The 17,320-nt window shown below is 45.2% G+C and carries 14 protein-coding genes and 1 other RNA gene; 1 reads left to right on the forward strand and 14 read right to left on the reverse strand.

The window, feature by feature from the left end:
- Positions 1-26: 26 nt before the first annotated feature.
- The gene (locus G464_RS0100750) at positions 27-1,223 is read right to left on the reverse strand and encodes a hypothetical protein (RefSeq protein ID WP_034297823.1); all 1,197 of its coding nucleotides are present in this window, start codon (positions 1,221-1,223) and stop codon (positions 27-29) included.
- Between the two features lie 297 nt (positions 1,224-1,520).
- Between G464_RS0100750 and ssrA the strand changes: the two genes are divergently transcribed.
- Positions 1,521-1,922, forward strand: a transfer-messenger RNA (tmRNA) gene (gene ssrA, locus G464_RS09860).
- A gap of 235 nt (positions 1,923-2,157) precedes the next feature.
- Here ssrA and G464_RS10450 read toward each other — a convergent pair.
- The 13 genes from G464_RS10450 to mraZ all read right to left on the reverse strand — a co-directional run bounded on the left by G464_RS10450 (position 2,158) and on the right by mraZ (position 16,918).
- Positions 2,158-2,373 (reverse strand): SHIRT domain-containing protein, encoded by a 216-nt coding sequence (locus tag G464_RS10450; protein WP_021618157.1) that lies wholly within the window; start codon positions 2,371-2,373, stop codon positions 2,158-2,160.
- 139 nt (positions 2,374-2,512) lie between these two features.
- Positions 2,513-3,403 (reverse strand): cell division protein FtsQ/DivIB, encoded by an 891-nt coding sequence (locus G464_RS0100760; protein ID WP_022856357.1) that lies wholly within the window; start codon positions 3,401-3,403, stop codon positions 2,513-2,515.
- Positions 3,400-4,905 carry a UDP-N-acetylmuramate--L-alanine ligase gene (murC, locus tag G464_RS0100765; RefSeq protein ID WP_022856358.1) on the reverse strand — a complete coding sequence of 502 codons (1,506 nt, stop codon included), beginning with the start codon at positions 4,903-4,905 and terminating at the stop codon, positions 3,400-3,402. The genes G464_RS0100760 and murC overlap by 4 nt, the downstream gene beginning before the upstream one ends.
- Positions 4,905-6,140, reverse strand: coding sequence for a UDP-N-acetylglucosamine--N-acetylmuramyl-(pentapeptide) pyrophosphoryl-undecaprenol N-acetylglucosamine transferase (locus G464_RS08360; protein WP_051126673.1), 1,236 nt, complete (start codon positions 6,138-6,140; stop codon positions 4,905-4,907). Before G464_RS08360 ends, murC begins: the two co-directional genes overlap by 1 nt.
- 24 nt (positions 6,141-6,164) lie before the next feature.
- Positions 6,165-7,574, reverse strand: a complete 1,410-nt coding sequence (locus G464_RS08365; protein WP_022856360.1) for a peptidoglycan glycosyltransferase FtsW — start codon at positions 7,572-7,574, stop codon at positions 6,165-6,167.
- Complete coding sequence (murD, locus tag G464_RS0100780) at positions 7,564-9,126, reverse strand: UDP-N-acetylmuramoyl-L-alanine--D-glutamate ligase (RefSeq protein ID WP_244264104.1); 1,563 nt, start codon at positions 9,124-9,126, stop codon at positions 7,564-7,566. Before murD ends, G464_RS08365 begins: the two co-directional genes overlap by 11 nt.
- 86 nt (positions 9,127-9,212) lie before the next feature.
- Positions 9,213-10,307: a phospho-N-acetylmuramoyl-pentapeptide-transferase gene (mraY, locus tag G464_RS0100785; RefSeq protein ID WP_021618151.1), complete on the reverse strand. Its 1,095-nt coding sequence runs from the start codon at positions 10,305-10,307 to the stop codon at positions 9,213-9,215.
- Between the two features lie 90 nt (positions 10,308-10,397).
- Entirely contained in the window at positions 10,398-11,975 is a 1,578-nt protein-coding gene (locus tag G464_RS0100790; RefSeq protein WP_022856362.1) for a UDP-N-acetylmuramoyl-tripeptide--D-alanyl-D-alanine ligase, read from the reverse strand.
- Between the two features lie 2 nt (positions 11,976-11,977).
- Positions 11,978-12,949 carry a hypothetical protein gene (locus G464_RS0100795; RefSeq protein WP_021618149.1) on the reverse strand — a complete coding sequence of 324 codons (972 nt, stop codon included), beginning with the start codon at positions 12,947-12,949 and terminating at the stop codon, positions 11,978-11,980.
- Between the two features lie 25 nt (positions 12,950-12,974).
- Positions 12,975-14,837 (reverse strand): peptidoglycan D,D-transpeptidase FtsI family protein, encoded by a 1,863-nt coding sequence (locus G464_RS0100800; protein WP_022856363.1) that lies wholly within the window; start codon positions 14,835-14,837, stop codon positions 12,975-12,977.
- The gene (ftsL, locus tag G464_RS09570) at positions 14,837-15,283 is read right to left on the reverse strand and encodes a cell division protein FtsL (RefSeq protein WP_022856364.1); all 447 of its coding nucleotides are present in this window, start codon (positions 15,281-15,283) and stop codon (positions 14,837-14,839) included. Before ftsL ends, G464_RS0100800 begins: the two co-directional genes overlap by 1 nt.
- Entirely contained in the window at positions 15,270-16,427 is a 1,158-nt protein-coding gene (gene rsmH, locus G464_RS0100810; RefSeq protein WP_022856365.1) for a 16S rRNA (cytosine(1402)-N(4))-methyltransferase RsmH, read from the reverse strand. Before rsmH ends, ftsL begins: the two co-directional genes overlap by 14 nt.
- A complete protein-coding gene (gene mraZ / locus G464_RS0100815) occupies positions 16,421-16,918 on the reverse strand; it encodes a division/cell wall cluster transcriptional repressor MraZ (protein WP_026472494.1) in 498 nt (165 codons plus the stop codon). The genes rsmH and mraZ overlap by 7 nt, the downstream gene beginning before the upstream one ends.
- Between the last annotated feature and the right edge of the window lie 402 nt (positions 16,919-17,320).

Below are 17,320 nucleotides of genomic sequence, written 5' to 3' on the forward strand. Positions count from 1 at the left end.
AGAAACTACGCAGATGACTATATTACTTATTCTTTGTTTGAGGGATTAGAGGGATTAGTGACGAGGTCTTGAAGATAAAAATTCGCTCCCAACTGCGCATTGCTCAAAATAGTTATATCGCGTATCGTGTGACCATTCTGTTTAGACAAACTCACTATATGCGGATTATGTAATGCGTAATCTGACTCATAGATAAGCACCCCAAGCGTTGCATCCGTGCCCGACACACAATAAAAGTACTTCTGGTTATGAGAATCGTATGTTCTATCTCGTATGGAATCAGAAAATATGGTGGTCTGCCCATCCGCAATACGTGTTTTCAGCACAGATCCGTTGTCTGCCACCCATATAAGCGAGCCGTCATCGGTTACGGAATGCGCATCATATTGCATGAGAAAATTACTGACCATATCTGCATCTAACGCTGCTCCCTGAGAATCAGTTACCGGATGTACAGCAATATCTCCCGTCACAGTATTCATTGTTACAAGAGCAAGAAAATATTCGCTTCCCCACTGATCCGTGCGGATTAAAGAAGGATCTATATTTAAGTCGCTCTGTTTATTCAACACGTGCACAGAGAAATGAGCGAGCATGATAATAGATGACTTGTAGCACGGTAATACTGATTGTCCGAGAGAAGCTGCGTCAAACTGTGTGGATTGAGAGGCTATTCGTGAAGAATCGAACTGCTCTTCTTTAAGAACACGGTCAAAAGATAGCTGCACATGAGAAGTAGCATCTGGGGCTTCTGCTGTTACAGCAAAAACATTGTTCCCACACTCGCTCATGGCATTGTAGCGCTGATCCGAACGAATATTATGTGTGCTTATCTTGTGCGGATTCGCAATCATCAGCTGATAGTTGTTACCAGATGATTGGGAATAATTCTCGTAGAGAATTGCTTGACTTAGACCATCTGTTAAAGGCACAATGCCGAGCGGCGAAGCTGTTGCCTGCCTAACTCGCAGGGAATTACGTTGATTACTCAGCCAACGTTGAACATGGTTATCACTATAGAAAAAGCTCTGAGGAGACCACACGACATTACCGTTATAAGCATCTTCTATTTTTACGGAAGTCGAGCGACCATCTGCTGTCACAAAGAAAAGATATCCCTGTTCGTTTTCGGGAGCAATAGAGCCGCTCCGATATTTCTTGGACAGCAAAGCCCAGCGATAATCAGCAGGATTGATTCGCGTGAAATCAACATTTCGAGGCATAAAAATATGTGTGCACAGACACAGTAAGATAAACAGAACGGTTATCTTAAAAAATCTTTTCTTCGTGTGCGTTTGTGTGGTAGTCATACGCCCCCTCCAGCGCTGAGAAAGCTTCACGAGAGCACCTTTGCTTCGCGCGAGAGCTTTTCTACTATTGTAGCGCACTCAGACACGGGATTTTTGCGCTGATACGTTATTTATCGGCATTATTTTGCTCTGAGAGAGGAGATAACAGTTTTTCTGTGTATACTAGAGACTTGTATGCATCTACGTATACAAGGTTTTACAACTGAATATGGGGTCGATTGGTTTCGACGGTGATCTGTTCGCTGTAGAGAAGCGTGCCGAGAACGCGGGGGTCCACTCGTTAACGTGCCACCCGTAAAAAAATAAGTGCTAAATCTAATCGCACTGAGTTTGCACTCGCTGCCTAAGCTTCGCGCTAGGGTTTAACCAGCTGAGTGTTCAACTCCGTTCACTCTCTCATGTCTTTGGGGAGATGCTGAGCGTCATGTAAAGACTTGCTTTATGTGCTGAGTTTCAGGGCATATAAAGGACTTTTACTGTAACTATTCCTGCAAACCGTGGTTTGCGACGATGTTTGAGGAAGACAAATTGCCATATGGTCAGCAAACTACGCACGTAGAAGGCTAGAGGTACGGTCATCGGACCCGGGTTCAATTCCCGGCGGCTCCACGAATTCAATGGGGACACATGTTTGTGTGTCCCCATTTTATATATAAAAACGGAATCGGGTGCATTGGCTGTATTATTACAACTGTTACACCCGATCCCGTTAGATTTTGCCTTGAAAAGGGCTACTCCTGAACTACTTCTCGGAAAATTCAGTGAATTTTATTATTCAATTTCTCTCTTATGAAGTAGCAAGAGCAATCCTGCAGCACTCATAACCAAGACGGATAATACAAGTGCTTCAACCCCCTGTAAATCCAGTTTTAGCAAGTGTATAGCGTACCATAACAGGACTCAGCTTAGGTGTTATCTTTTGTTTTACTGTTTGAGCCTTAGGTTGAGGCTCCGGCTTCGGTGTGAACGCCCATGTACCCGTGAACGTCACGTCCGCACCCTCAACAGTCTTCGAATCCTTATCCCAAGACCGCCACGACCACGTACCATCATCAACCACCACACTTCTTCGACAGCTTCCTATCTGAGCGTTTTGTCTTTCAACGATTATCCTCAAACAGGCAATAAAATATAAGATTTCACAAGCATCGCACAATTGAGCACAGCTTTCGCCTGCTCTTTTTTCCTAGTAACTCTCATCCCTACTTCACGATTGGTCGTGATGGAGCGGATACATCGATGGTTCCTGTAGCGGTTCCTTCGGCTTGTAGTTGCGCAATAATTGCCGTAACGATTTTCTGCTTTGTACTCATGGACGAAGCATTACCCCACACCACGGTATATCCTGAATCCAAAACGGTGGTAATAGAGTCTTGTGTTTTCGCTTCAGTAGAGGTTATACGTGAACGCAAATCTTTATCGAGAGCAGCCAAAACTTTAATGCTTTGCTGTACCGTTTCATTGCGTAAACCACTTTTTACTGTCGGCACATTAATAATCGGGATTCCTACTTCAGCCTGCTTGACTGTTCGTAAACGTCTAGCTTGGGAATCAACCGGAACGTAGTTTTTCTTGTCTTCCGTATACAACAAAGCTGTAGGAGTTTCCTCGGTCAGCTTCACAATCAAACCATGCGGGTACTCTTTTGTAACTTTTGCTGCAGCAATACCTGGAATATTATCGAGTTGCTGCTCAAGCTGCGATTCCAAGATAGTAATAAGAGAACGATCAATAAGCGGATTCGTATATTTCTCAATTGTTGTGACCGACACCCACTTATTTACGCCAGAGATACGAACTGCCTGCGACCGAATCTTAAACCATGGCGAAAAAATAAGAGCCCATAGAATAAAAGACACGAGTGAAAAGCTCACTATTCCTATGCCTATGCGAATAAACCAATAACGGCGACGAGCTGCGCGTTGCTCTTTCTTACGCTCCTCAAAATCAATCTTTTTGGTACGTATGCGTAACTCATCTCGCGCATCGATACTCACATTCTCAGAAACCGCGCGATGTGCTGAAGAACTTAAGCTTGATGCACGAATAATACGCGGCTGACGTTTCGAATTCTTCGAGTTTTCAGAACTCACTGTTCAACCTCGCGCTCAGATAAGCGTTCTGCAATACTATCCGCCATCGTGGTAATAGAGCCTGCACCAACAGTAAAAATAACATCTCCTGACTGCGCTGAATCAGCCAGATACCGTGCTGCCTCATTCATATCATCAATAGCACGAATCTGAGCGTGAAGACCAACAGCAGCATCAGGAATAGTCTGAGATGAAATATCTGGCCAATCTTTCTCAAGCTCTCGAGCAGGGAAAATACCAGTAACAATTGCTTCATCAGCCTTAGCTAAAGCATGAGCAAACTGATCGGCAAAAAAATGAGTACGCGAGAACAGATGCGGCTGGAAAAGAACACGAATACGCTCATGTGGATAACGCACACGAGCAGCATCCATCAAAGCATTCACTTCAGTTGGATGATGAGCATAATCATCAACAACTGTTACACCCTGGATAACAGCCTTAATATCGAAACGGCGAGCCGCACCACGAAAATCATCAAGCGCACGCACCGCATCAAGAGGTTGCACTCCAGCCACAAGCGCTGCAATCAAAGCTGCCGTAGCATTGCGCACATTATGCTCGCCAGGAACACGGATATGAGCGTGAAGCATCTCTTCACCATAACGTTCCAACCATTGAATAGAAAAATCTTGTCCACCATCAAACGTGCTCTTATTATCCGTATGAATACGCACGACTTGCGCATACTGCAAACTCAGATTTGGATTAGTCGTGTAAACAATAGCACGCTTACGTTCCTGATCATTCAGAGAACGCACCACGTTAAGAGCACCCTCATCATCACCACAAGCAATAACATGCTGCTGAGCATGTTGCGCATGCTCAATAAAAGCATGAGCAAAAGCTTGAGCATCACCATAATGATCCAAATGGTCTGGTTCCACATTGGTAATAACAGCAAGACTTGGGCGATATTTCAGGAAGCTGCCATCAGATTCATCTGCTTCTGCTACAAAAATTGAGCCATGCCCAGCATGACCACCATCACGCAACCCCTCAGGCGTATGAATAGACCCACCAATCGCATAGCTCGGATCAGCTAAATCTGCGCGCCCGGCGCTAGCAAAAATCTGCGCAATCATGGCACTTGTCGTGGTTTTGCCATGCGCTCCCGCCACAGTAATAGAGGTCTTATGCGCCATCAAAGTAGCCAAAATATCAGACCTATGCATCACTAAGCTACCCTGTTCAAAAGCTCGCACAATCTCAGGATTGTTAGGCTTAATTGCAGACGAATACACTACGATTGACGCACCATCCACATTCTGCGCCTCTTGCCCTTCGTAAATCGTGGCACCCAAAGATTCGAGCTTATCAGTTTTCGCATTGCGATGTGCATCGGAACCGCTCACAGATACACCCTCTTCGAGAAGCATTTCTGCCAGCACGCTCATGCCTGCTCCGCCTATGCCAATAAAATGCACGTGCTCCCATTTCGTAATATCAACCTGGGAATAGTCAATTGGCTGATGGGTTGGGTCTAATACAATCTGTTCCATTATTTCGCCTCTGCTGTTTTCGCCTCTGATACTTGTGATACTGCTGCTTGTGCTAAGTCAAGAATAATGCGTGCCATTCTTTCTGCCGCATCTCTCCTGCCATACTCCCACGCCACAGCGCTCATCTCGGAAAGCTTTGTTTTATCCGTAATTAACGGCACTACGTGCTCTTTAATCCAGTCAGCAGTAAAATCATCATCATGAACAATCATGCCGCCGCCAGCATTAACAACAGGTTGAGCATTAAAAACTTGTTCTCCGTTGCCTATCGCAAGAGGCACATAGACTGCTGGCACGCCTAATGCAGTAAGCTCAGCTACTGTTCCAGCACCTGAACGGCATAAGACGAGATCTGCTGCTGCCATAACCGCATCCATATTTTCCCAATATTCAGCAATATGGTAACCGCCTGCTCCAGTATGCGCAGAATCTTCAGAAGTACCAAGACTGCTCAGAGCCTGCTCCCCTGCCAAGGTAGATACCACAGCACGCACAGAAGCACTCTTGCCTTTGCCCGTTAAATGAACAATCTGAGCGCAAGCTAAAAGCTCTCTACACGCATTAGCAACAGCTGTGTTGACGTTCACAGCTCCCAAAGAGCCACCTGTTATAGCAATAATAGGAATATCTGGATCTAAACCAAGCTCAATAGCTGCCTGACGTTTAGCTTCTTCGCGATTTTTACGCAATGCTTCAGCACGCTTGGCAATAACTGTGCGTAATGGCAAACCCACGCGCTCCATACGAGCATCAGTACGTCGCACGGATAAACCGCACTCATCATATGTGGTTCCCACAAAACTTGCCCACCGTGCTCCCAATTTATTCGCCATGCCTGCACGAGCGTTTTGTTCATGAATTACAATAGGCACACGCATAGCATGCGCTTGCACATACGCAGGAGCAGCAGCATAACCGCCCACGCCCACAACAACATCGGCATGACGGCGAGTAAAAATCTCTTTAACCATGCGCAATTGCTTCATAAAACGGGCAGGAAAAGCAAAAGTAGATGGCTTCACAGAGCGCGGGAAAGGAACTTTATCAATCGTATCGAGTTCGTAGCCTGCCTGCGGAACTAAGCGTGATTCCAATCCTTCTGCAGTTCCAATCACAGAAACTTGAGCCTGTGGATTTAATTGTTCAATACTGCGAGCAATACTGAGCAAAGGATTAACGTGTCCAGCGGTTCCGCCACCTGCTAAAACAATATGAAGAGTTTCCGATTGATTCATAGATTCCATTATGACGCGACCGCCCTACCCACGTCCTCGACTTGCACGCACATCTTCCTGTTCTCGCGCCATCTTGAAACAAACACCTGCCCCAGCTAAACACATAATCAGCGCAGAACCGCCAGAAGATATAAACGGTAACGGCAAACCCATAACAGGCAAAACGCCGAGCACAACAAAAATATTAATAAATGATTGAGCAGCGAACCATACTCCAAAGCAGAGTAATACCATTTGCATATACATATCCTGGTGACGCATCGACAGATTAATCAAAGACCAAGCCATCACCATAATGAGCACAATAACAACAAGCGCTCCAATAAAACCAATTTCTTCACCAATGATGGCAAAAATATAATCGTTATCTTGTGCAGGAAGATATGATTTTTCGCGCGAATTACCTAAGCCTACCCCTGTTATGCCACCGGTAGCTAAAGCGTAATCTCCATGCAATGCCTGGAAACAAATAGCTTTTGATTGTGCAGCTTCACGCGTGGAACAGCCTCCATAAGTCGCTTGAATACGTGCCCAACGATTGGCGCTACCTCGAACGAAAATCATGAAAAATAGGAAGGCAAAAAACGACCCAGCTATTGCCATATAACGCACAGGAAAACCTGCAACAAAGAAAGCAGATACACCAATAATCACCACAATCATGGCGGTACCTACGTCTTTACCTAAAATAACCAGCCCCAAGGCTAAGACGAAAATAAGAGCAGGTCCCAGATACGGAATAACTTGTTTAATTCCTTTAAGAGGAGTCCTGTTTGCTTTTTTCATATTTAACAATGCAGCCGGTAGCCAAATGCACAAGGCGAACTTCAAGATTTCTGCTGGCTGAAAACGCAAAGAACCTACAACAATCCATCCTGCATTTCCACCTGCACTCGATCCCAAACCTGAAAGAGTTAAAGCTTGCAGACCAATAGCAATCCCCAAGAAGTACCTGCTGTTTTTTTCAATAATGCTTGGCTTCACAACTTGCACAGCTATAAAAGCAGCGTAACCCAAAACAGCAAAAACACCTTGACGAGCAAGAGTTGCCCATATGGATTGATTAGTCCCCACGAGCTTGGCTGTGGAGCTAGAAAAAACCATCACTAAACCAATAACGGTCAAAAATACCGTCGAAGCGCCTAAAGCCCAGTAACTATATACTGGATTAAAAATCATGCGCCATCGGGCATACTGCGCCGGACTCGTATTATCTCCATGCTCTAAACGCGAGCCCACAGTAAAGAAACCAACAATACGGTCAATAATAGTATTCCATGCTCGAGTAGCTACTTGAACAGGATCGCGTTCAGCAGAAGGTTTACTTGAAGTTTGCCCTGAAGATTTCCTTGACGCTTGCCTTGCCCTCACCAATGTCGAAAACAGCGAAGACGAAGAAGAGGAGGAAGATGAAGACATACGCTTACTTGCCATAAGAGTTCACCCATTCATGAGCATAGTGAGCAAATTGGTCACCGCGATCTGCATATGAAACGAACTGATCCATAGAAGCGCAGGCAGGAGCCATGAGAACAACCATGCTCTGCCCTACTTGTTGCTTCTCCTGCTGGACTTCTTGCTTCGTTTGCTGCTTCGCTTCGTGCGCTTCCTGCGTTTGCTTACCCTGCTTCACTTCTTGCTGAGTTTTTTCTTGCGCTTTTTCTTGAGCTCTTTCTTGCGCATAGCGCGCCGCTGCTTGCACTGCTTGTTGCATAATAGGCTCATTGTCCGATGAATCAGGATTGATAACAGCTAGTGGAATCTGTGGAGCATACTGTGCAAAAGCATCAAGCATAGGTTTTTGATCGCAACCAATAATAACCGCTGCAGCCATAACATGATGCTGATTGCGCACCAACTGACCAAACTCTGCGCCCTTTGCAAGACCTCCGGCAATCCATACTACGGATGCATCCCCATAACTGCTTAACGATGCAGCGGCTGCGTGAGCATTCGTTGCTTTAGAATCATCAACAAAACGAATATCCCCATGTGGCGTATCTGCAACAGCAACGGTTTGAATTCTATGACCGCTAGGAGCAAAAGCTTGGAGAGCTTCGAGTGCGTGCTCAACATCTACGCCCGCACCCACGCTTAAACATAGAGCGCATAAAGCGTCGGCAAGTAAGTGAGGATAAACACTGCCATCAGGTTCTGTTAAGTGTGTGAAAGAACTGACAGGAGCAAGTTTTTCTAGGCCTTGAGTAGGAAGACTGCTGCGGTTAACAATCCAGCCGTTTTCTATACCCACTTGACCTTCACGTGGCTGCTTAAGCGTAAAACCAACGAGAGCACAGCTATCAACCTGACGATTAGCCCACGCGCGTGTAGCTAATTGAGTAACGCGCTCATCATCTGCATTGTAGACCATGACTAAACGTGTTCCGTTATAGACCTTAGCTTTATCGGCAGCATAATTATCGAAACCGCCGTGCCAATCCAAATGATCGTCAGCTAAGTTGGTTATTGCCGCGCAATCTAAGGTCACAGAGTCTGTGTAGTGCAGTTGGAAAGAACTCAGCTCGGCAACGATAGTATCGAGCTGATTGCTCGCTACTGCAGGAACGATAGGATTTCCGATATTTCCCACAGCCGCGCTTGCACGCCCTGCAGAGCGCATAATAGCTTCGGTCATTTCTGTGGTCGTTGTTTTACCGTTCGTTCCGGTAATGCCGATCCACTGCTGACCAGAGCGTTGAGCCTGCTCGGCCTGCTCATGTAAGCGCCATGCCAGCTCCACATCACTGATAACAGGAACCGAAGCATCCGTTGCTCGTACAATAAAATCAGTCGTAGGCTTAAATCCTGGCGAAGTAATTACGCAATCTATAGGCGTGTAATCAAAATCAGGGCTGCCAATCTGAGCTAAAGAATAATCTGCAGTTTTTTTATCGTCTGCAGTCAGTACTTTCTCTCCTTGTGCGCGCAGTACTTCTACAACACTGGCACCTGAAACTCCTAAACCTACTACTAAATACGTTTTCATACTTACCTTCATGCCTTAGCTGTTACGAAGAAAATTAGAGAAGCTTTAACGATTATGCGCGCATATAGTTGCGTTAGCTGTGCTGATTATATGCCTGAACGGATGACCCAATCCATATAGAAAATAACCAAAGCGATAATAACGCAGACCATTTCAATCATCCAGAAACGCACTACCACTTTATTCTCTGACCAGCCTTTAAGCTCGTAGTGATGATGGATAGGAGCCATCTTAAACACACGTTTATGGAAGACTTTGAAAGAGAAAATCTGAATAACATCGGATGCAGCTTCCCACACGAATAATCCGCCCAGAATAACTGCCAAAACCTCTGTATGCGTGGCAATAGACAGAGCAGCAAATAAACCGCCCAAAGCTAAAGAACCTGTATCTCCCATAAAAATCGTGGCTGGATTGGAATTAAACCATAAGAATCCAAAGCAGGCTGCTACTGCGCACAAAGCAATAATGGCAAGATCTTGCGGGTCCTGCACAGTATAACTGTAGGATCTAGGAGCTGGAACGCGATGATAGCTTTGCCACATACTAATCAAAGCAAAACCAATAAAAGCAACCATAGAGCTACCTGAGGCAAGACCGTCTAAGCCGTCAGTCAAATTCGTAGCATTGGTCCATGCAGCAAGTAAGAAGTTTACCCACACAACGAACAAAATAGTGGAGAGAATAAAGCCCAAAGATTCAAAGTTAATAAAAGGTTTTTCAATAAAAGTAACACCTGAGTGGGCAGAAACCGTGCCATCAGGAGCTTTCAGAGTAAGAGAAAGAATGGCATAAGCTGTGGCAAAAATAATCTGACCCGTAAACTTTGCCGGAATGCTTAAGCCTTCATTCTGCTTTTTTGCGACCTTGGCAAAATCATCAATAAAACCAAGAGCTCCCATGGAGAGCATAACAAACAAAACGAGTAAAGCGTTAAGAGAGAACGGGGTTCCGAAAGAAAAATAGCGATAGGCTGCTGAAGCCAACCACCCCAGAACAATAGCTAAGTTAATAGCAATACCACCCATAGTTGGGGTTCCGCGCTTAACGAGATGAGACTGAGGACCATCTTGACGAATATACTGTCCGTAATGCAGTTTATGGATGACCTGAGTGACTATTGGCGTGCCCACAAAAGTGACAGCCAAAGAGACTATAAGACCAATGAGTACGGCAATCATGTCGAGTTAACTCCCCTAATTCTGAGTGTCTAGCTACTTTTTACGTACACACGTGTACGTGCAGAATATGTGATGTGCTGCTGGATCAATTCATTTATTCGCATCTACGCAAGCGTGCTCTAACCATATATCAGCAAGCGTGCTTAAACCTGAAGCATGCGAACCTTTGAGCAAAACCACCGTATTCTCTGTATTGTTACCCTTCTCTGTGTTGTGACCCTCATGTGCAAGCTGAGAGACGCGTGCTTGAGCCTCTTGAGGACTGTTCACCACCATCACCTCAGCGGTGTGCTGTGTCTGATCAATCTCTTCCTGCGCTCCCTGAGCAATGCAGCTAGCTAAATGCATAAGCGTGCCATCGCTTTGAGAACCCACAGCAATTACCACATCACTGATCTGTGCAGCGTACGCACCAATAGCACGGTGTTTCTCATCCTCACTACTACCCAGCTCTAACATGGAACCAAGCACAGCAATTCTGCGTGTATTCGGCACGTCTGCTTGGTAATGACTTAATGCAGTTAAACCAGCATGCATAGAATCTGGATTAGCATTAAAAGAATCATCAATAAGAGTAAAAGATTTATTATCTATATTCACAGGCACGATATGCATGCGATGTGCACTAACTGTGGCTAATTGCGAAAGCACGCTTGCTGCAATATGTTCTGGAATATCCAGACTGTAAATAACGCTGAGTACTGCTAGAGCGTTGAAAACATTATGCTCACCGCTCATACCTAGACGCAGGTCAAAGCTTGTGCCATCAGGCAGATGCACAGTAAATTTAGGGCGATTCGTGGAATCTGCAATCGTATCTGTTCCACGCAGAATAACGGAAGAAACCATACCCGATACGCTTGGTTTAGGCTGTTCATTCTCGCTGTGGCGGCTAAACCAAATAATGCTCGATGCCTTCGTCATGGATGCCATAGTGCGCACATACTCGTCGTCTGCATTGAGAACTGCAACGCCAGAGCTGCTTAAGGCACGTACAATTTCAGATTTTGCATCGCGAATTGCTTCTACGCTGCCAAATCCACCAAGATGAGCCACACCAACTTTAAGAACAATAGAAATATCTGGAGGTGCAATAGTGGTGAGGTATTCAATTTCCCCCACTGCTGAAGCTCCCATTTCTGCCACAAAGAAACGTGTTTTTTCATTAACTTTCAAAGCGGTAAGAGGCAACCCAATATCGTTATTAAAAGAGCCTTGAGGAGCAACTGTTGGAGCTAAACGCGAAAGAACCGCATGAAGCATATCTTTGGTGGTGGTTTTTCCTACCGAACCAGTAATACCAATAATAGTAAACTCGTTCAATCCTCGTGCAGCCAAAGCTTTACGCTTGCTAATATTCAAGCGAGCAATTTCTCCCAAAGCTTTAATCGTGTTCTGCACAATAATCTGAGCACACTGTGCGCCTTCAATTGCTCGATCAACAACGGCTAAAGTGCTACTTGGCAAATCAGCAACAAAATCATGACCATCTACATGTTCGCCTGCGATAGCAACGAAGATACTTGATTCTTGAACTTCACGTGAATCAGTTGTTACATGGTCAAACGCTTTATCGTCATTCTCTGGCACAATGTGAACTGTCTGACCATGGAGCACAAGCTGCCCCACATCATGAGCCAACAATTCGCTGATGCGTGTAGAAATCATGCTTACTCTGCTTTCATTTCTTGAGATAAGCGCAAAGCGCTTTTAATACTCGTCTTTTTTACACCTGCAGCCATAATCATAGTTACTGCAGTTGCAATGCTCTTATGCTGCTTTGCCACTTTTTCTCCCAGTGTTTCATTCACTAGAAGGCGTGCTTCTTCGGTGGTTTCTACGCACATCGTGGCATCGCTTATTTCAGCTCCATAAGTGTGCAAATTTTGCTCGGCTATTTTTTTGAGCTCAGTTTTCTTCTCCTCAGCTTGTTTGCGGTTAAGAAAAGCTCTGCGAGGTTCTATTTCAGGCACATTCAATGATTCATGAATGGTGTTGGTATATACATCAACGCCGACTTGTGTGAGAGCCAAAGATTCGAGCACTGCATCATCAACATGAATAATAACTGAGGTCGCTCCATCTTCAGCCATAATCGACAGCATGCGCTGAACATCTAAAGGAGAAAAAGGAGTGTGCACCCCTATGTTGCGATCGAGACTTATTCCTCCGCGCCCATCAATAACGCCCATAGGATTTCCAAGATAATGCAAAATATCGTGCAACTGCTCAATAACCGCGCCATCTCGGTCTCCTTGCACAGCAAAAATAGCCATAGCAGAAGCCGGATGACCTGCCATATCTGAGGCAATGCGTGCACGAGCATCGTTATTCAGCTGAGCAAAAAGCACAGGTATTTCTGTATTTGTGGGCAAAGCATGAGTTTTTACAGTCTCAGAGAAATCAGAGACCATAAAAACAATGGCGTATGCTCCACGTTTTGCAGCAGCATGTACGATGCGCTCATCATATTGTGAAGTTGCACTAATATACAATGCACCTGGCGTGATGTCTTCTAAAGCATCAGCCACGGAGGTTAAAGTAACAGCATCGTGACGCGACCCTGCGGTAGCTATACCGTATCGACGTCGAATATCACCAATAGTGATGTGCTCTGTTATTGATTCACTTACGCTAGACATATCTATATCACATTACCACTGAGTACTACCATGTAATAGGAATAGCATCGGTGCGCGGTGCGGATGGCGCAATCTGGTACTTCTGAATAAGGAATTGTGCCACATTTTTAACCACGGGACCAGCAGTTGCAGCACCGTAGTACGCTCTAGCATCTTTAAGGAATACCGAAATAACAAACTGAGGATTATCCGCAGGCAAAGCCACAATATAGTCACCCACAATACTGGTAAGTCTACCGTCTTCTCCTGGAACTTCTGCAGTACCCGATTTACCAGCCATACGGTATCCATCAATCTCATAATCAGGAGATGCCTCAGCAACATTCTCCATCATATTAAGAACTGTGGCTGCTGTTTCACTCGATACCACACGTTCAGATTTTGTTACAGTTGGTGTTGTATCTCTACCTTGTGCATCTGTAGATTGTTCAATAAGGCGCTGCCCCATATGCACTCCACCATTAGCAATGGCGGCAATAACGTTGGTCATCTGTAAAGCATTAACTGTATATCCCTGACCAAAAAGCACAGTCTGCTGAGTTCGAGTATCCCAATTCTTATAATTCGTGAGCAAACCATTGGACTCACCTGGGAAATTAATACCTGTGGGCTGACCTAAACCAAACTTTGTAATATAGTCATATCGCTTTTGCGCAGACAAATTATAAGCGGTCATAATAGTGCCGGTATTGTATGAGTGATACAAGATGCCTGCAAGAGTTAAATTCTCATCAGGATGAGGAAGAGCATTATGATACCTCTGTCCTTCATATTCCAAGGAATACGGCACAGTAAAATGATCTGTTGCCTTGTGCAGTCCTTCTTGAAGAACAGCGGAAGCAGTAATAATTTTTCCCGTAGAACCAGGGTCGAACGTGGATTCCATGGCTATGGATCCCTTTGTTAATGCATCGGTGGAATTGGCAGCATACTGATTTGAATCTGCGATGGCAAGAATCTTACCTGTTTTTACTTCCTGAACCACACCAATACCCCATTGAGCCTTTTGGTCATCAACGCGGGCTTTGAGTACTTTATCGAGGTACCACTGTACATCTGCATCAATAGTGAGTTTTACCGTGCCACCAGGTGTTGCTACAGATTTCACTTCTTCGGTTCCGGGAATTTTTGCCGTACCATAGGCAGGATTTGTTTGCTGATAGTTTTCTACACCATCAACACCCTGCAAGGATGCATTTTGCATCGCTTCAACGCCGGTAACACCTTCATCTTGTTCGTTCACACCACCTAGGATTGATCCGATAAGCGTAGGATTCGTATATACCCTCTGGCTAATGAGTTCTGCACCAACCACACCAGATAAATGTAGCTTATCGATTCTACGTTTTACGCTCGGAGTTACGTTTTTTGCTACAACCACATAACGTGTATTTCCAGCAATTTTACCGCCGAGCTCCTGCACGTTCTGGTGCAAAACAGGACCTAAAATACGTGCAACAGCAGATGCGCCTTTACCCGGAACATCCTTACCATCTATGCTGTGACACGAATTTTTACGACTTGCAACTTTGGCTTTATACTCTTCATCCGTCATAGAACGTGTGCGCGTAACAGTGCAGGATGTGGGAGTAAAATTTTTCGCCCCTACTTGATCCACATAAATCTTATATGCTTCCACGCTTTGAGCGAGAACTTCCCCATTCGTATCAACGATTGCACCGCGCATCGCCTGCACACGTGCAGTAACAGTGCGAGAGTTCTGAGCTTCTTGAGCAATCTCTGCTGCATCAATTATTTGCAGTCTAGCTAGCTGAACAACGCATGTAGTCAGCAAAAATGCCCATAAGACGATAATTACAATGGTGCGACGACGAATAGCATGCGCCACAGCGGTAGCATAGCGATTCTGCGAAGCATTTTTGACCATTACTGTGCATTCCCTAAATCAATAGTCATGCTGCTCGAGCCCTGTTGCATTCCCATATCGGTTGCTCGTTGTGGCAGCTGTGATTCTAGTTCATTTAGTTTAGCTCTATCTTGCTGTACATCTTGTGTGAGCTGCACCACAGTGTTTTGAGTTTCCGTAATACTATAAGCATTTTTAGTCATTTCTGTACGCAAAAATAGCGTTACTCCTAAGCTCATTACGAGAAAAACAATTGACGTCATCATCATAGCCATAGACCGTTGACGACTGTGATACACTGACTGCACTTGCTGCATAAAAGCAGATTGACGTAAGCGGTTCTCACGTGAACTCACACGCAGCTGTGGACGTTCTGGAGCTGCAGAGCGCGTGCCAGGACGGGTAGAACGCACCGTGGATTGACGTGATTGCGATGAACGAATGCTTCGTGCTTCAGCGGCTGCCATAGTGTTCCTTACTGTGAGAGTTACGACGGTTATTTGTGAAGTGTGATTGTTGCGCTGTTTTTGTTCCGCGCTTTGTCTGCTTTGAGCGATTGACGGCACGTAAAGGCTCTTGTTCAAAAGCCCAAGCAGGAGGATTACGAGTTAGCTCTACTGCACGCAAACGCACTGAAGCGGATCGAGAATTACGTTCTACTTCTGCTTTGTCGGCTTTCATAGCACCATGCGTTAAATCACGAAGATATGGCTGAGCTTCTGGAGGAATAACGGGCATATGGGGAGGGACATGTGCTACCAGACCACGCATAAAGAATTTCTTCACGCACATGTCTTCTAATGAATGGTAGGACTCCACTACTAATCGCCCTCCTACCGACAGAGCGCGTAAGGCTTGTGGTAGAGTGTGCGCAAGTTTCGTAAGCTCACCGTTGACTTCAATACGCAAGGCTTGGAAAACACGCTTCGCTGGATTTCCTGCTGGACGTTTTGCCTTGGGTACCACGCGATCAACTAATTCTGAAAGTTCAAAAGAGGTCTCAATTGCCTGCTGAGATTCACGCAATCTAATAATTTCTCGCACAATAGATCCGCTAAAGCGCTCTTGACCATACTCCTTAAAAATACGTACTAAATCAGCGTAATCATAGGTCGCTAAAATATCGGCAGCTGTTAGCTCTTGGGATGTATCCATACGCATATCTAACGGAGCGTTATGCGAGTAGGAGAAACCACGATCTGTTTCATCTATCTGTAAACTCGATAAGCCAAGATCCATAAATACAGCATCAACATGCGTAACGCCTGCACGCTCAAGAACATCCGAAAAATCATCAAAAGCTGCATGCGCCGGAGTAAAACGATTACTTAGCCCCAGCTTAGTAATACGCTCAGTAGCCAAGCTCAAAGCTTGTTCATCTCTATCAATGCCAATAACGCGAAGATTCGGAACTGCTTGCAGGAAGCCACTGGTATGACCTGCTAAGCCCAAAGTACAATCCACAACCACAGGAACATCACGTCCATCGGCGCGTGCCGAAGCCTCGGCATGTGCAGTAACAAGTTCAACACATTCGTCAAAAAGCACTGGCTTGTGAATAGCGCTCAGAGCACTTAAATTGTTCTGGCTAGAGTTGTGAGAATCTACCATGCAAAATCACCTACCGGAAGCACATCGTCAGCCATATTGCTGTAGTCATCTTCTTGATCAGCCAAATACTTCTCCCAATCTTCACGATTCCATAGTTCTGCACGAGTTCCCACGCCAATAAGCACAACGTCATCGCCTAAATTGGCATAAGAACGCAGCATCTGTGGCACCATTACTCGCCCCTGTTTGTCTGGTTCTAAATCCACAGCACCAGAGAGAAAAACACGCAAATAGTTGCGTGCAGCCTTATTACTCAATGAAATATGTTGAATTTGTTGAGCAATGCGACGGAATTCATCATTGGGAAGTATGTACACGCATCGTTCCTGACCTCGCGCCAACACGCAACCTTCTCCAAGCTGGCTGCGCATTTTAGCCGGAATAGCTACACGACCCTTCGCATCGATTTTTGGAGTGTACGTACCGAGCAGCAAATCTGGTAGAGGGAGATTTTTCCCTTCATTTTGCGTGTTCTGTGCTCCATTACCCATAGGCTCGCCAAACTCGGCAGAGCCGCCATGAGTAGCAAAAACATCGCCAACACCAGTATTTTCAGGCATTCTCCCCTCCTTTCAACCAGATAACCATCTTCAGGTATGCGAAAATACACTCACAATGTTCCCCACTTTACTCCACTTCTCTCCACTTTTCCCCACAAAACACAAAATTTTTAAGAATTTAAGGATTAATGAGGCTGTGCTGAATAAAAACTGAGGAGCAATTGAAAAGAGTCGATAAATATCCGCCCGTGGATACTGCTTATGATTAACTCGCACAAAATGCAAGAAAGAGAAGGAATAGCGAGAGAGAATGAGGTATTCGCTCGCTATGTATCATCTTGATGTAGAGCCTTTTGAGTATGCTTATAGGGCAGTTTTTGACTCTGTACACGA

The organism is Alloscardovia omnicolens DSM 21503 (assembly GCF_000420505.1).
In the GTDB taxonomy this organism is placed as follows: Bacteria; Actinomycetota; Actinomycetes; order Actinomycetales; family Bifidobacteriaceae; genus Alloscardovia; species Alloscardovia omnicolens.

Bases quoted from the DNA above. Each gene is read 5' to 3' on its own strand.
- G464_RS0100750 (WP_034297823.1), bottom strand. From the start codon at position 1,223: ATGCCTCGAAATGTTGATTTCACGCGAATCAATCCTGCTGATTATCGC.
- murC (WP_022856358.1), bottom strand. From the start codon at position 4,905: ATGGAACAGATTGTATTAGACCCAACCCATCAGCCAATTGACTATTCC.
- G464_RS08360 (WP_051126673.1), bottom strand. From the start codon at position 6,140: ATGAATCAATCGGAAACTCTTCATATTGTTTTAGCAGGTGGCGGAACC.
- G464_RS08365 (WP_022856360.1), bottom strand. From the start codon at position 7,574: ATGGCAAGTAAGCGTATGTCTTCATCTTCCTCCTCTTCTTCGTCTTCG.
- murD (WP_244264104.1), bottom strand. From the start codon at position 9,126: ATGAAAACGTATTTAGTAGTAGGTTTAGGAGTTTCAGGTGCCAGTGTT.
- mraY (WP_021618151.1), bottom strand. From the start codon at position 10,307: ATGATTGCCGTACTCATTGGTCTTATAGTCTCTTTGGCTGTCACTTTT.
- G464_RS0100790 (WP_022856362.1), bottom strand. From the start codon at position 11,975: ATGATTTCTACACGCATCAGCGAATTGTTGGCTCATGATGTGGGGCAG.
- G464_RS0100795 (WP_021618149.1), bottom strand. From the start codon at position 12,949: ATGTCTAGCGTAAGTGAATCAATAACAGAGCACATCACTATTGGTGAT.
- G464_RS0100800 (WP_022856363.1), bottom strand. From the start codon at position 14,837: ATGGTCAAAAATGCTTCGCAGAATCGCTATGCTACCGCTGTGGCGCAT.
- ftsL (WP_022856364.1), bottom strand. From the start codon at position 15,283: ATGGCAGCCGCTGAAGCACGAAGCATTCGTTCATCGCAATCACGTCAA.
- rsmH (WP_022856365.1), bottom strand. From the start codon at position 16,427: ATGGTAGATTCTCACAACTCTAGCCAGAACAATTTAAGTGCTCTGAGC.
- mraZ (WP_026472494.1), bottom strand. From the start codon at position 16,918: ATGGGTAATGGAGCACAGAACACGCAAAATGAAGGGAAAAATCTCCCT.